Origin of the sequence: Adlercreutzia mucosicola DSM 19490, from assembly GCF_000422625.1 — a bacterium.
In the GTDB taxonomy this organism is placed as follows: Bacteria; Actinomycetota; Coriobacteriia; order Coriobacteriales; family Eggerthellaceae; genus Adlercreutzia; species Adlercreutzia mucosicola.
This window is the reverse complement of record NZ_AUGK01000016.1, coordinates 41,928-55,984: the sequence shown is the minus strand read 5'-3', so window position 1 is coordinate 55,984 and position 14,057 is coordinate 41,928. Positions and strand designations below refer to the sequence as shown.

Annotated in this window: 12 protein-coding genes; 1 reads left to right on the top strand and 11 read right to left on the bottom strand. The window is 67.1% G+C overall.

The genetic code is table 11. The features are described from left to right. Positions 1-2: 2 nt before the first annotated feature. The 9 genes from G503_RS14740 to G503_RS0109755 all read right to left on the bottom strand — a co-directional run bounded on the left by G503_RS14740 (position 3) and on the right by G503_RS0109755 (position 10,872). On the bottom strand, positions 3-1,406 hold the full coding sequence (locus G503_RS14740; RefSeq protein WP_084636508.1) for an FtsW/RodA/SpoVE family cell cycle protein: 1,404 nt from the start codon (positions 1,404-1,406) through the stop codon (positions 3-5). Between the two features lie 5 nt (positions 1,407-1,411). After that, positions 1,412-2,884, bottom strand: a complete 1,473-nt coding sequence (gene murD / locus G503_RS0109790) for a UDP-N-acetylmuramoyl-L-alanine--D-glutamate ligase (RefSeq protein WP_028027427.1) — start codon at positions 2,882-2,884, stop codon at positions 1,412-1,414. 1 nt (position 2,885) lies between these two features. Next, positions 2,886-3,935, bottom strand: a complete 1,050-nt coding sequence (gene mraY, locus G503_RS0109785) for a phospho-N-acetylmuramoyl-pentapeptide-transferase (protein WP_028027426.1) — start codon at positions 3,933-3,935, stop codon at positions 2,886-2,888. Beyond that, positions 3,935-5,437, bottom strand: a complete 1,503-nt coding sequence (locus G503_RS0109780; RefSeq protein WP_028027425.1) for a UDP-N-acetylmuramoyl-tripeptide--D-alanyl-D-alanine ligase — start codon at positions 5,435-5,437, stop codon at positions 3,935-3,937. The genes mraY and G503_RS0109780 overlap by 1 nt, the downstream gene beginning before the upstream one ends. 15 nt (positions 5,438-5,452) lie before the next feature. Beyond that, positions 5,453-6,943: a UDP-N-acetylmuramoyl-L-alanyl-D-glutamate--2,6-diaminopimelate ligase gene (locus G503_RS0109775; RefSeq protein WP_028027424.1), complete on the bottom strand. Its 1,491-nt coding sequence runs from the start codon at positions 6,941-6,943 to the stop codon at positions 5,453-5,455. Between the two features lie 15 nt (positions 6,944-6,958). Beyond that, a complete protein-coding gene (locus tag G503_RS0109770) occupies positions 6,959-8,704 on the bottom strand; it encodes a peptidoglycan D,D-transpeptidase FtsI family protein (protein WP_084636507.1) in 1,746 nt (581 codons plus the stop codon). A gap of 9 nt (positions 8,705-8,713) precedes the next feature. Next, positions 8,714-9,295, bottom strand: a complete 582-nt coding sequence (locus G503_RS14735; protein WP_051191114.1) for a hypothetical protein — start codon at positions 9,293-9,295, stop codon at positions 8,714-8,716. A 119-nt stretch (positions 9,296-9,414) separates the two neighbouring features. Beyond that, positions 9,415-10,371 (bottom strand): 16S rRNA (cytosine(1402)-N(4))-methyltransferase RsmH, encoded by a 957-nt coding sequence (gene rsmH, locus G503_RS0109760; RefSeq protein WP_028027422.1) that lies wholly within the window; start codon positions 10,369-10,371, stop codon positions 9,415-9,417. A 24-nt stretch (positions 10,372-10,395) separates the two neighbouring features. Beyond that, entirely contained in the window at positions 10,396-10,872 is a 477-nt protein-coding gene (locus G503_RS0109755; protein ID WP_235715540.1) for a division/cell wall cluster transcriptional repressor MraZ, read from the bottom strand. Positions 10,873-11,323: 451 nt separating this feature from the next. Here G503_RS0109755 and G503_RS0109750 point away from each other — a divergent pair, with 451 nt between their 5' ends. Further along, entirely contained in the window at positions 11,324-12,238 is a 915-nt protein-coding gene (locus G503_RS0109750) for a site-specific tyrosine recombinase (protein WP_028027420.1), read from the top strand. A gap of 3 nt (positions 12,239-12,241) precedes the next feature. Here the strand turns inward: G503_RS0109750 and G503_RS0109745 are convergent, their stop codons facing one another. Together G503_RS0109745 and G503_RS14730 are read right to left on the bottom strand one after the other, a co-directional pair. Then, the gene (locus G503_RS0109745; protein WP_028027419.1) at positions 12,242-13,276 is read right to left on the bottom strand and encodes an asparaginase; all 1,035 of its coding nucleotides are present in this window, start codon (positions 13,274-13,276) and stop codon (positions 12,242-12,244) included. A 3-nt stretch (positions 13,277-13,279) separates the two neighbouring features. Beyond that, entirely contained in the window at positions 13,280-14,044 is a 765-nt protein-coding gene (locus G503_RS14730; RefSeq protein ID WP_084636506.1) for a trimeric intracellular cation channel family protein, read from the bottom strand. Positions 14,045-14,057 lie beyond the last annotated feature (13 nt).

Sequence of the window (14,057 nt, the reverse complement as noted above, 5' to 3'; positions counted from 1 at the left end):
GTCTACCTCCTGAAAGATGCGGGCCGCGACCCGGCGCGCCCGCCCTCGCTTCTCGATCGTCTTCCGCGCGAGCGGCCCGTACGGTCGTCGCGACCGCTGCGACCCGCACTGCCCCGACCGGCACCGCGCCCCGACGGACGGCCGGCGCGGTCGCCGCCCCAGCCCCCGTCGCGGCCGCGGTCGCGCTGGCGATCGCGGCTCGGAGCGCCGCCGCGCTCCTGCTTCACCAGGCGCAGGTCGGCCCGGCGCTGCTCGTAGATGCTCGGCTCGGCATCGGCCGCCGATACCGACAGCACGAGCCCCACCAAGATGAACGAGGCCAGCATGGACGTGCCGCCCGACGAGATGAAGGGCAAGGGCTTGCCCGTGGTCGGGAACACGCCGATCACGCAGGCGATGTTCAGAAACGCCTGGAACACCAGCATCACGGTGCAGCCGCCGGCGATCATGGACCCGATCTCGTCGGAGGCGCGCTCGGCGATGGACAGGCCCGCGAACAGCACGCCGAGAAACAGCGCGATCACCACGAGCGCCCCGACCAGTCCCAGCTCCTCCCCGATGATGGCGAAGATGAAGTCGCTCTCGGAGGCGAACAGGTACTGGAACTTCTCATGGGAGTTGCCCAGGCCCACGCCGACGAGACCGCCCTCGGCCAGGGCGTAGAACGAGCGGATGATGTTGTAGCCGCTGCCGTAGCCGCCCTCGCCGTCGTTCCACGGGTCGAGGAACACCATACGGTCGGCGCGGTATCCCGTGCCGAACACGGCCATGAGCGCGCCGGCCACGGCCACCACGAAGCAAGCCGCGATCACGCGCTTCGACACGCCGCCCATCCACATGACGGCCAGGATGCCCACGAAGCAGATGACCGTGGTGCCCAGGTCGGACTGGGTGCGGTACATGATGCCGATGGGAATGATGATCAGCACGAATGCGCGCAGAATGGTGGTCTTCAGCTCCACGTTGCCGCTGCGGTAGTCCACCAGCAGGCGCGCGGCCACCAAGAGAAAGGCGATCTTGCAGAACTCCGATGGCTGCATCTCCGAACCGCCGATGGTCAGCCAGCGCTGGGCGCCGTAGTGGTCGGTGCCCACGAGCCACACGGCCACGATGAGCACCACGGCGATGGCCCACACCACGAGCACCACCGGCCCGATCCAGAACCGATAGGGAATGATCTTCCACAGCACGAAGGCCGCGACCACGCCCAGAATGGCGTAGATCACCTGACCGCGAAAGTAGGTGGTGGCCGCCGCGCCGTTCTCCAGAGCCTTCACCATAGAGGCCGAGAACACCATCACGAGCCCGATGAGCACCAGGGCCAGCACGCACAGAAGCAGCAGAACACGAGGCCCCTGGAGAGAGGGGCCCGACTGCGCTGAGGTATGTCGCGAAGAGCGCGCCATGAGCCCTAAGCGCCGGCTTTCCGAGCACGGTCGGCCACGAGGGCCTTGAAGGTGGCGCCGCGCTCCTCGAAGCAGGAGAACTCGTCGAAGGAGGCGCAGGCCGGCGACAGCACGACCACGTCTCCCGGGGCTGCCAGGCCCAGGGCCTCATCGAGGGCGGCCTCCATGCCCGCGGCCTCGGCCACCACGAGCCCCTCGGCGACTGCGGCGGCGAAGGCGGCGGCGAAACGCTCGCGGGCCTCGCCGAAGCAGATGACGGCCCGGGCGTGGGCGCGGCAGGCCGCGACGAGCGGGGCCAGGTCGGTGCCCTTGTCGCGGCCGCCCAGAAGCACGATGGGGCGCTGGGGCTCGAAGGCCGTCAGAGCCACCAGGGTGGCATCCACGTTGGTGGCCTTGGAATCGTTGTAGCAGGCCACGCCGGCCACGGTGCCGGCGGGCTCGATGCGGTGCTCCAAGGGCGCGAAGGTGAGCAGCCCCTCGGCCACGGCCGTGGCCTGCGCCCCCAGGGCCAGAGCCGCCGCGGCCCCGGCCAGGGCGTTTACCTGGTTGTGGGCGCCCTTGATCTGCAGGTCGTCCACGGTGATGAGCGGGTATTCCCGCCCATCCAGCACCACGGTGAGCATGCCGCCGGCACCGCGGAAGGCCGCCGAGGCCGACCCGCAGGCCGCGCGCATATCGCCGCCCACGCCCGCCGCTGTGCCGATGGGCACGATGGCGCACGGGGCGCCCTCGGCGCGCAGGGCGCGAATGCGGGCCCGCACGGCGTCGTCGCCGGCGTTCAGCACCGCCGTGGTGGCGGCGCTCGCCTGGGCGAGCACCTTCCACTTGGCCGCCGCATAGTTCTCGTGGGTGCGATGCCAGGCCAAGTGATCGGGGGTGATGTTGAGCACCACGGCCACATCGGGGGCGAAGTCGCGGGTGGAGGCCAGCTGGTAGCTGGACACCTCGGCCACGTACACCGCCGTGGCACCTGCGGCCACCGCCTCGATGCAGGTCTCGCCGATGTTGCCCACCGCCGAGGCGGACATACCGCCCGCGCGCAGCAGATGACAGGTCAGAGCCGTGGTCGTGGTCTTGCCGTTGGTGCCGGTGATGGCCACCCAGCGGGCGTTGGCGCGGCTCTCGCGCCAGGCGAACTCCACCTCGCTGATCACCTCGGCCGCGGCCACGGCCGCACTGCGGTAGAAATCGGAGAACTCGGAAATGCCCGGGCTCGCGATGCACAGGTCGTAGGCGCCCTCGATCACCTCGTGGTCGAAGATCACCACCGCACCGCGGGCGCGGGCCCCGTCAGCCCAGGCCTCGGCATCGGCGCTCGGCGCGCCAGCGGCCACGGCCACGGATTCCACGCGATCGCCCAAACGGTCGAGACAGTATTCCGCCGCGGCCTTTCCCGACTTGCCCAGGCCCAGGATGAGCACGCGCCCGAGCGTTGCGGGCGCCTGCTTGAAGCCGTCCAGGCACTTCTGCGCCGCCATGCTAGGCCACCGCCAGCGACGAGGCGAACTGCAACACGAAGCCGCAGGCGGCCAGCATGCCCGACACGATCCAGAAGCGCACGACCACCTTCGTCTCCGACCAGCCCTTCTTCTCGAAGTGGTGGTGCAGAGGGGCCATGAGGAAGATGCGTTTCTTCGTCTTCTTATAGTAGAACACCTGGATCATGACCGAGAGGGCCTCGGCCACGAACAGGCCGCCGATGATGATGACGATGAACTCCACCTTGGTGACCACGGCCAGACACCCCAGCGCCATGCCCAAGGCCAACGACCCGGTGTCACCCATGAAGATGTCGGCCGGAAAGGAGTTGAACCACAGAAAGCCGATGCAGGCCCCGGCCAGCGCCCCGGCGAACAGAGCCGGCTCCAGCTGCCCAGTGCGAAACGCGATGGCCGCCATGACGAGCATGACCACCATGACCGTGCCTGAGGCCAAGCCGTCCAGGCCGTCGGTCAGGTTCACGGCGTTGCACAGGCCCACCAGCAGGATGAGGCAGTACACCAGGTAGAGCCAGGGGATCTCGATGCCCTCCCCCACGGGCACCACGGTGGTCAGCACGCCCAGATCAATGGTGCACACGAAGGGAATCTCCACCGTGGGAGCCACATCCAGCAGATTCACGGCGCAGATGACGAACACGCCGGCGATGAGGAACTGGCCGATGAGCTTCGCCTTGGGGGTGAGCCCCAGCGAGCGCTCGTGGGCCACCTTCGAGGCGTCGTCGATGAGCCCGAGCACACCGGTGGCCACTGTGGCGCCCAGAAGCAGCCACAGCTCCACGGTGGGCGCGCCCACCGAGGCCAGAAGCGTGAAGGCGATCACCGCCACCAGCATGATGACGCCGCCCATGGTGGGCGTGCCCTGCTTCACCAGATGGCTCTGGGGGCCGTCGGCGCGCACTTGCTGGCCGATGTGGCTCGTGCGCAGAAAGCGAATCCACGCCGGCATGAGCACCATGGTGAACACCATGGACAGCACCACGGCCAGAAAGATCATAAAAGTGGGATAGGACGAGAACAGAGAGAACATTAGTGGACCAATCCTTCGACAACACGGGTAAGCCCCATGAAATGGGACGCTTTCACGAGCACGGCGTCCCCGGGCTCCAACAGGGTATCAAGCTCTTCCAGCACATCGGCCACGGTGGCCGCCCGGCTGATGCGGGCGGCGTCCATGCCGGCCGCGGCGGCGCCCTCGGCGATGAAGGCCGCCAGCTCTCCCACGCAGATCACGCGCTGGATGGGCAGACCGGCCAGGTGCGCCCCCACGCCGCGATGGCAGGCCTCGGCGAAGTCGCCGAGCTCGCCCATATCGCCGAGCACGGCGATGCGGCGGCCGGCCACCTCGGTAGCGGCGAAGGTGGAAAGCGAGGCCCGCATGGAATCGGGGCTCGCATTGTAGGCGTCGTTCACGATGGTGAAGCCGCCGCGGGCCGCGATGACCTCCTGACGGCCGGGCTCGGGCACCGAGGCGCTCAAAGCCGCCGCGATGGTCTCCAGGTCCAACCCCAGCGCGTAGCCCACGGCTGCAGCCGCGCAGGCGTTGTCCACGTTGTGGCGGCCGGTGAGGGACAGCTCGCAGGCGCAGCGCTCCACGGGCGCGAACAGGGCCAGCTCCTCCACATCGGCATGGTCGCGGGCGCACAGGGTGAAGCGAGCGCGGCCCTCGGCGTCCAGAGTGACGTCCTCGGCCCACACCACTTCCTCGCACAGGGTCTCGTCGCGCTCGAGCAGCTCGCAGGTGGCCTCGTCGGGATGGCCCTCGAAGCCCACGAGCGCCACGGGGCGCTCGCGCAAATCGCCCGCGTCCATGAGGATGTCGAGCATCGGCTCGTCCAGGTTCAAGAAGGCCCGGCCCGTGCCCGCCGGCAGGGCAGCGTACAGCTCGGACTTGGCCCGGGCGATGTTCTCCCGCGAGCCCAGAAGCTCGATGTGGCTCTCCCCCACGTTGGTGACCACGCCCCAGTCGGGGCGCACGAAGTCGCACAGCGCGGCAATCTGGCCCGCGCCGCGCATGCCCATCTCCACCACGACGACGGCGGTCTCCGGGTCGGCGGCCAGAAGCGTGCGGGGCACGCCCAGCTCGTTGTTCTGGTTGGCCCGAGTGGCAACGGTGCTGCCGTAGGCGGCGCACACGTCCCGCGTGAGGTTCTTCGTCGTGGTCTTGCCCACCGAGCCCGTGAGCCCGATGACACGGCCGCGCAGGTGCCCGCGCCAGGCCCGGGCCAGATCGGTAATGGCGCTGGCCGTGTTGGCCACCTCGATGATGGCGGCGCCCATCTCGCGGGCGAGCAGGCTCGCCGCCGCGTCGGGCCGCTGCATGACCAGGGCTCCGGCGGCACCGGCGCGCAGGGCGGCGCCGACGAAGTCGTGGCCGTCCACCCGCTCTCCGGGCAGCGCCACGTAGAGCCACCCGGGGCGCACCTCGCGGGAATCCCAGGTGATGCCGCACATCAGCGCGCTGGGGTCGATGGGATCGATGAGAAACTGGCCGCCTGTGTATGCTGCGATTTGTTTGGCGTTAAGGCGCACGGTGTTCCTTTCCCGCTAGTCCTGCTCCTTCAAACCGAAGGCGCGCTCCAGCTCCTCGGCGGCCACCTTGCGGTCGTCGAAGGAAAGCGTCTCGGTGCCCACGATCTGATAGTCCTCGTGGCCCTTGCCGGCGATGAGCACCGCATCTCCCGGCTCGGCCCAGGCGATGGCCGCGGCGATGGCGCGGCGACGGTCGGGCTCCACGAGGAAGTTGTCGGCCCCGTCCATGCCGCCCACGATGTCGTCGATGATGGCCAGCGGATCCTCGCGGCGCGGGTTGTCGCTCGTGACCACGGCGTAGTCGGCAGCCAGGGCCGCCTGGCCCATGATGGGGCGCTTGGTGGCGTCGCGATTGCCGCCGCAGCCGAACACCACGCAGGTGCGCTGGTCGTTGAGGGCCTTGATGGACGCGATGGCCTTGGTCAGCGCATCGGGAGTGTGAGCGTAGTCGACGTACACGCTGATGGGGGCCTCTACGGCGGCGGCTACGCGCTCCAGGCGGCCGGGCACGGGCTCCATGGTAGCCAGGGCGTCAGCGATGGCCTCGGCGGAAAGGCCCAGCTGCAGGGCGCACCCGAAGGCCGTCATCACGTTCTCCACGTTGAAGCGGCCCACGAGCGGGTAGGTCACGGTGATGCGGCGGCCGCGCACCTCCAGATCGACGATGGTGCGGGAGGCCTCGTAGGTCACGTCCACAGGATGGATCTGGGCCGTGGTATCGAAGCCGGTGGTGATCACCTCGTCGCCGGCCTCGCTGCAGCGGCGCCACAGCTCGCGGCCCCAGGCACCGTCGATGCTGATGACGCGACGGGCGGGATAGTCCCGCGAGAACAGCAGGGCCTTGGCCTCGAAGTAGTCGTCGAAGGTATGGTGGTAGTCCAGGTGGTCCTGGGTGAGGTTCGTGAACGCCGTCACCGCGAAGGTCGAGCCCCAGGTGCGCACCAAATCGAGGGCGTGCGAGCTCACCTCCATGGCCACCACGTCGCAGCCGGCGTCGCGCATGCGCGCGAACAGCTGCTGCAGATCGGGCGACTCGGGCGTGGTGTGGTCGGACCTCTCCAGCACCCCGGCGATCTTGTTGCCCACGGTGCCGATCACGCCGCAGCGCTTCCCCGCCGCGTTCGCGATGTGCTCCACCAGGTAGGTGGTGGTGGTCTTGCCGTTGGTGCCGGTGATGCCCACGAGCGAGAAGTCGCGGGAGGGATGGTCGTAGAAGTTCGCGGCCACATGCGCCATGGCCTTGCGGGAATCGGCCACCACCACTTCGGTCACGTCCGTGGCGTCGGCCAGGTACACCTTGCGCTCCACCACGAGCACCGTGGCACCGCGATCGATAGCATCCTGGGCGAAGGAGTGGCCGTCCACCACGTTGCCCACGATGCAGAAGAACATGTCGTGCGGGCCTGCGCAATCGCTGCGGAACGCGAGCCCGGCCACCTCCTCATCGCCGTTGCCGATAATCGTGCATTCCATGCCCTGGAAGAGCTCAGCGCAAGTCTTGGTCATAGCTGATTGATCCCTCTACGATGAAGTGATGTTATATTGCTTGACAGCACTGGTCATTATAGCGTTAAACACCGGGGTGGTCTGGCGCGTGTAGGGAACCTCGTTGGCTCCTACAAAACAAACTAAATTGGTGGAAGCGCCGTCGATGAACCCGCAGAAGCCGAGGTTGTAGACGCCCTCCTTGTAGCCGCCCTGCTCCGAGGGCACCTCGGCGGTAGAGGTCTTGCCGCAGACCGGATAGCCCTCCACGTCGGCCTTCTTGCCCGAGCCGTCGGTGACCACCGAGCGCAGCATCGAGCGCAGGTCGGTGAGGGCCTCGGCGTCCTCGGTCACCACTTCCGTGGGGTACTCGGCCACTTCCCCGGTCTGAGGCTTGGAGATGAGGAAGTGCGGGGTCACCATGACGCCGTCGTTGGCGATGCAGCCGTAGAAGCGCACCATCTGCAGAGGCGTCACGGAGATGCCCTGGCCGAAGCTGACGTTGTAGCCGACGATGGTGCCCCAGTTCTCGAAGTCCTCCACGTGGCCCGAGCCCTCGCCCGGGTAGTCCACACCGGTACGCTCGGTCAGGTGATAGCGGCCGATGGCATCGTTCAAGTGCTCGAAGCCGGCCGCCTCGGTGGCCAGGGAAATGCCCACGTTGGACGAGTGGTTCAAAATCTCGCGCAGGGTGAGGGTCTCGTCCTCGCGCTCGTGGGCGTCGGAGACGTCGTAATCGTTGGCCGAGATGGAGCTGGGGCAGAACATGGTGGATTCCGGCGTCATCTTCTTGGCCTCGAGAATCGCCATGGCCGACACCGACTTGAAGGTGGAGCCGGGCTCGTAGACCTGGGTGATGGCCTTCACGTGCTCGCTGCCCACCTCGGAGGACTCCATGTCGGCGGGATTCATGAGCGGCAGCGAGCAGGCGGCGTAGATCTCGCCGGTGGAAGCGTCCATCACGACGGCGCTGCCCTGATCGGTCTCGATGGTCTCCATGCCCTCGATGACCGCCTGCTCCACGGTGTCCTGCAGCTTGATGTCCAGCGAGATCATGATGTCCTGGCCGTCCACCGCCGGCGTCTCCTCCTTCACGCCGCCGGGAATGGGAAAGCCCTTCTCGCCGCGCTCGGCCACATAGGTGCCGGCCGTGCCCTTCAAGATGTCGTTGTACTGCAGCTCCAAGCCGGTGATGCCGTCGCCGTCCACGTTGCAGTAGCCGATGACCTGGCCGCCGATGGAGCCGTTGGGGTATTCCCGGCGCGTGTCGGCGATGAAGTAGATGCCGTCGAGCTCCAGCGCCTTCACGCGCTCGCCCTCGGACACCTCGGCCTGGCGCTTGATGTAGACGAACGAGGTTCCCTCCTTGGAGAGCAGCGCCTCGAAATCGGCCGGCTCGCCGCCGAGCGCGCCGGCCAGGGCGCGGGCGGTGCCGGCCACGTCGGTGACCTCCACGGGGTTGGCGTAGATGGTGGTGGCCTCCACGCTGGTGGCCAGCACGATGCCGTTGCGATCGTAGATGGTGCCGCGGTGGGGGTTGGTGGTGAAGCTGATGGTGCGCGACTCCTCGGCCTGGGCCGAGTACTGATCGGCCACGATCACCTGCAGAAACACCAGGCGCAGAAAGAAGATGGCGGCGAAGGCGGCGAACAGCACGAGCACCACCTTGGCCCGCCCCCCCACAGCGGGCAGGGCCGCGTCGATGGCGCCTTGGGCGCGGCGGTAGGGGGAGCGCGGCGACGAGGCGCGGCCGGCGCGGGAGTCGTTGAATCGGCGATCCATGGGCGCTCCCTACTGAGCCGCCAGGGCCGCAGTGCTCTCGGACAGCGAGAGATTGCCCGCCTCGTCGGTGGCGACCACATCGGGCGGCAGGTTCAGCTGCTCGGAATAGGCGGCGCTCGGCGCCATCATGCCCAGGGCCATGGCCTGGGCCTTGATGCGGGTGGGGTTGGCCAGCACACTCTGGGCCACTTCCAGCTCGTTGCCCTGGGAGCGGGCCGTGTCGATCTTCTGGGTGATCTCGCGGGTCTCCAGGGCGCAGGAGGCTGCGGCCGAGGTGATGGCCACGCGGGCCACGGCGATCACGGCCAGCGCGATGCACACCACCGCGCAGACCTTCGCCAGGGTGAGCGCCGCGGCGGACAGGCCCTGCTGGGTCTGGGCACGGCGCCCGGCCCCGGGCACCACCGCGATGGAGGGCTCGTCGTAATCGGGCAGCGCCTCGGCCACGGAGGTGGGCACGTAGCGCGCCCCGCGATAGCCGGCGGCGAAGGAGGCGCCCCGGGCACCGGAGCGGCCCGCGCGGGGCGCAGAGCCGGCGGCGAAGGAGGCGCGACCGGCAACGCGCGAACGGGACGCAGTGTAGGCGCTCATGGTCTCCCCCTTTCTCGGGCCATCCGGCCGTTTAGGCTACACAAGCCCGATGACGATTTGTCCTCGGGCTTGTCGATCAATCGTTTCTTTCTTCAGGTCTTCCCTCGTCAGAAGACCTTTTAGCGCTTCTGCGCGATCCGCAGCTTGGCGCTGCGGGCCCGCGGATTCCGCGCAATTTCCTCAGGCGTGGGAAGCTGGGGCTTCCTCGTTACCAAATCGAGTATCGGCTGTTTCTCGCACACGCAGACCGGAAGCTCCGGCGGGCACGTGCAGCGGTTCGCGAAACTGGCGAACGTGTCCTTCACGATGCGGTCCTCGAGAGAGTGGTAGCTGATCACCACGATCATGCCGCCCGGATTCAGCCAGCGGACCGCCGCGTCCAATCCGCGACGCAGAACGGTCAGCTCCGAGTTGACTTCGATCCGAAGGGCCTGGAAGGTGCGCTTGGCGGGATGTCCGCCCGCGCGCCGCGCCGAGGCGGGAATGGCCGCCTTGATCACGTCGACCAGCTGCCCACTCTCCGTGATCGGGGCGTCCGCGCGGGCCTTCACGATGAAGTCCGCGATGCGGCTCGCCCATTTCTCATCCGAGTAGGCGCGAATGATCCGAGTGAGATCTGCTGCGTTGTAGGTGTTGACGATCTCTTCTGCGGTAAGGGTTTGTTTCCCCGGATCCATCCGCATGTCAAGCGGGCCGTTCTCCTTAAAGGAGAAGCCGCGTGATTGTGTGTCGATCTGCACTGAGGAGACCCCGAGGTCGAATAGGATCGCGTCGATCCCCGGAATCTCGCACGAGCACAGAAGCTCGTCGAGGTCTCCGAAGTTGCCGCGCAACAGCGCCAATTCGGGCCGCCTGTCGGCGGGAATCGATTCCAGTTTCTCGGTGGCGCTTGACAGGGCCACCTCGTCCTGGTCGATGCCGATGAGCAGGCCGTCGGAGCCCAGCTGCTTGGCTGCTTCGAAGGAATGTCCCGCAAAACCGAGGGTCGCGTCCACGAACACCGGGTGCTCCGGCAGATCGAGGGCGTCGATGCACTCGGTCAGAAGAACGGGTATGTGCCGATATTCGCTTGTCACGGTCCCCTGGCCCTGCGCTCTCACCTAGGTGAACAGAAGGCTCAAGTCCACCGAAGCGAGCTCGTCCTCATAACGCTGGGCATCCCAGATCTCGAACCGGCTGCCGTTGCCCACCACGACCACATCCTTGTCGATGCCGCAGGCCTCGCGCATGTCGGCAGAGAGCATGATGCGGCCGGCCGAATCGACCTCCACATCGCGGGCGCGACCTTTCAGGGCGCGATGGTACGCATCCTGCTTGCGGTCGTTGGCCTTCCGCTCGGGGAAGGCGCCGCTCATAACACTCTCGACCCACTGGTTGAAGCCCGGAGCCTCGAACGCGTAGATGCACTCGTCGAAGGGATCGCGGGTGACCGTGAGATCGCTGGAAAGAACCTTGCGGAACTTCGCGGGAAGGGTGACGCGCCCCTTGCCATCGACCTTGAGTCGGAACTCACCGTTCAGGTCTACCTCGGTGCGAGGCAGCTCTGCGGCGGCTTCCATGTCGACGGCTTGCGGCACTCACGTCCTTTCCCCTGCTGCGTTTTGAGTGGGATTTGAATTCGTGTGTAGTGCGTTTCGAAATCCCGCTCGGTCGTTTTCCATGGCATGCATATTAACCCACAACGCCCCACTTCGCAACATTTTGCGACACTTTAGCCATCATTTTGCCCCACTCGTTACCCGCAAGATATGGCGAGAACCTCTTCCGCGATACTAATAGAATCAATATCTTGTATTCGTATTACACGAAACGAACGACACACCACTAGATATGCCCAAACCGTGCAATGTCGGTGGAAAACTTTTCCCCAATCCGTTTTGGGAACACCCTGTGAGCAAGATTTGAAGATGCCGTGCAAACCCCGCCGCGAACGGCACCCCGAAAAGGCGGAGAGGGTGAAGCGACCGCAGGGGCGGCAGGGAAGCCGCGACCGTGGGGTACAATGGCACCCGTACGAAGGGAGGCACCGTGTTCGAATTAGAGAACGCCTTGGATGAATATATGTCCTACCTGCGCATCGAGCAGGGATCATCGCCCCGCACGGCCGAGGCCTACCGGCGCGACCTCGAGGAATACCTGGCGTTTCTCGACAAGCGCGGCGTGGACGCCCCGGGCGATGTGAAGCGCGACGACGTGGTGGACTTCGAGCACCACCTCGCGGAAGCAGGCCTGGCCACCACCACGGTGCGGCGGCGCATCTCGGCGGTGCGCGGCTACCACCGCTTCCTCGTGCGCGAGGGCCTCACCAGCGAGAATCCCGCCGAGGCCGTGGACATCCCCAAGGCGGCCGACCGTCTGCCCGACGTGCTGTCCATCGAAGAGGTGGGCCGCATGCTGGACACCTACATCGACGAACGGCCGAGCGGTCTGCGCGACCGCGCGCTGCTGGAAGTGCTCTACGGCTGCGGACTGCGCGCGAGCGAGATCTGCGGCTTGAATCTGGACAACCTCTATCTGGACGACGGCTTTCTCCGCGTGTTCGGCAAGGGCGCCAAAGAGCGCATCGTGCCCATCGCCGGCGCCGCCGACCGAGCGCTGCGCCGCTATCTGAACGAGGGCCGCCCCGCCCTGGCCCGGGCGGCCGGCGCCACGGGCGACAGCGCAAGCGCCGTCTTCCTCAACCAGCGCGGGGGCCGCTTGGGCCGCCAGAGCATCTTCAATCTCGTGCGCAAGGCCGGAGCCGCCATCAACCGCTACGATTTGCATCCCCACACCCTGCGCCATTCCTTTGCCACCCACATGCTGAAAGGCGGCGCCGATCTGCGCGTGCTCCAGGAAATTCTCGGCCACGCCGACATGTCCACCTTACAGGTGTACACCCACCTGGATCGCACCCACCTCCACGAGGAGTACGCCCACGCCCATCCCCGCGACAAGATGTAAGGGTTACTTCCCCACGGTCAATTCGCCGGCGAGGGGGCGCGTCATGGCGGCGGTCACCTCGGTGGCCGAAAGCCCCTGGCCGAACAGGTGCATGAGCTTGGTGAGAGCCGCCTCGCAGGTCATGTCGCAGCCCGACACCACGCCGGCCTTCGCCAGGGCGTCGCCGGTGGCGTAGCGCTTCTCTTCCACACCGCCCGCGGGGCACTGGGTCACGTTCACCACCACCTTGCCTGCACCCACGGCCTCGGCCACCAGATCGGTGAACCAGGTCTCGGTGGGGGCGTTGCCGGCGCCGAAGGTGCGCAGCACCACGGCCTTGGTGCCGGGAGCCAGAAGCTGGGGCCGCAGGGCCGCCTCGGTGATGCCCGGGTACAGAAAGGCCACGGCCACGGCATCGTCCATGGCGTAGAGAGGTGCCAGGGCCGTGCCCGCCGCCGGCCGGGCGAGCAGCCGCTCGCGGTACACGATATGCAGGTCCATATCGGCTAGAGGCGGGTAGTTGTAAGAGGCGAAGGCGCCGAAGTTCGTGGAGCTCACCTTCATGGCCCGGTTGCCGCGCCACAGGTGACGCCCGAAGGAGATGGCCACTTCCTGCACCATGGGCGCCCCGTCCCCGGTGCGGGCCGCGGCGATCTGCAGGGCCGTGATGAGGTTCTCGGTGCCGTCCTCGCGAATCTCGCCGATGGGCAGCTGGCTGCCCGTGAGGATGACCGGCTTGGCCAGGCCGCGCAGCATGAAGGACAAAGCCGAGGCCGTGTAGGCCATGGTGTCGGTGCCGTGGAGCACCACGAAGCCGTCGAAGTCGTCGTAGGCGTCGGCGATCATCTTCGCCACCTGGGCCCAATGGGCCGGGTTCATGTTCGACGAGTCGATGGGCGGATCAATCTCCACATGGTCGAGCGCGTAGCCGAGCCGCCCGATTTTCGGGACGTTCCTCACAAGGTGATCGAAGCTGAAGGGCACGAGCGCCCCGGTGGCCAAATCCTCGGTCATGCCGATGGTGCCGCCGGTGTACACGATGAGAATGCGCGGTTTCACGATCTAGTCCTTTCGCTTGCGGAAGAAGGCCGCACGAACGGCCGATTCGCGCCGGCGGTGCAGGGTGGCGCGGCGGAACAGCTCGCCGCAGAAATCCTTGGCGGCGTGGGCCCCGCGGGACACCTTCGGCGTCAGGTCGGCCTCGTCGGCGGTCTTCCAATCGAAGTACACCGACAGGTAGCGCAGAAACACCACGGCGAACACGCAGGCCACCGCCGCCAGCACGAGCGGTGCCCCGGCGAAGGCCATGGCCGCGAACACGAGTGCCCCGCCGAAGCCGGCCACCGCATAGAAGTTCGACCGCTGGAACACCCCCGGCGTCTCCCCCACCGATATGTCGCGCAGGGCGCCGCCGCCCACGCTGGTGAGCGCGCCCAAGATGACCACCATGACGAAGCCCTCCCCGCAGGCGAAGGCCTTGTTGGCCCCGGCCAAGGCGAACAGGGCCACCGACAGGGCGTCAGCGAAGAACAGCAGCTGGCCCGAATGGCGGAACAGCCCGCGGAAGTAGAACACGAACACGGCCAGGCCGATGCAGATGAGGATGACGCTCGGGTGCTCCATGAAGTACACCCCGTCGTCTTGCAGCAAAAGATCGCGGATGATGCCGCCGCCGTAGGCGGTCATGAGCCCGAGCACGATGGTGCCGACGATATCCAGTTTGCGGTCGCAGGCGAACATGGCACCGGTGATCACGCCCACGGCCACCGAGAAGAAGTCGGCGCCGAAGGGCACGGTCAGGGCCCCGTCCGAGAAGAGCTGCTCCATGATCAGCGGAACG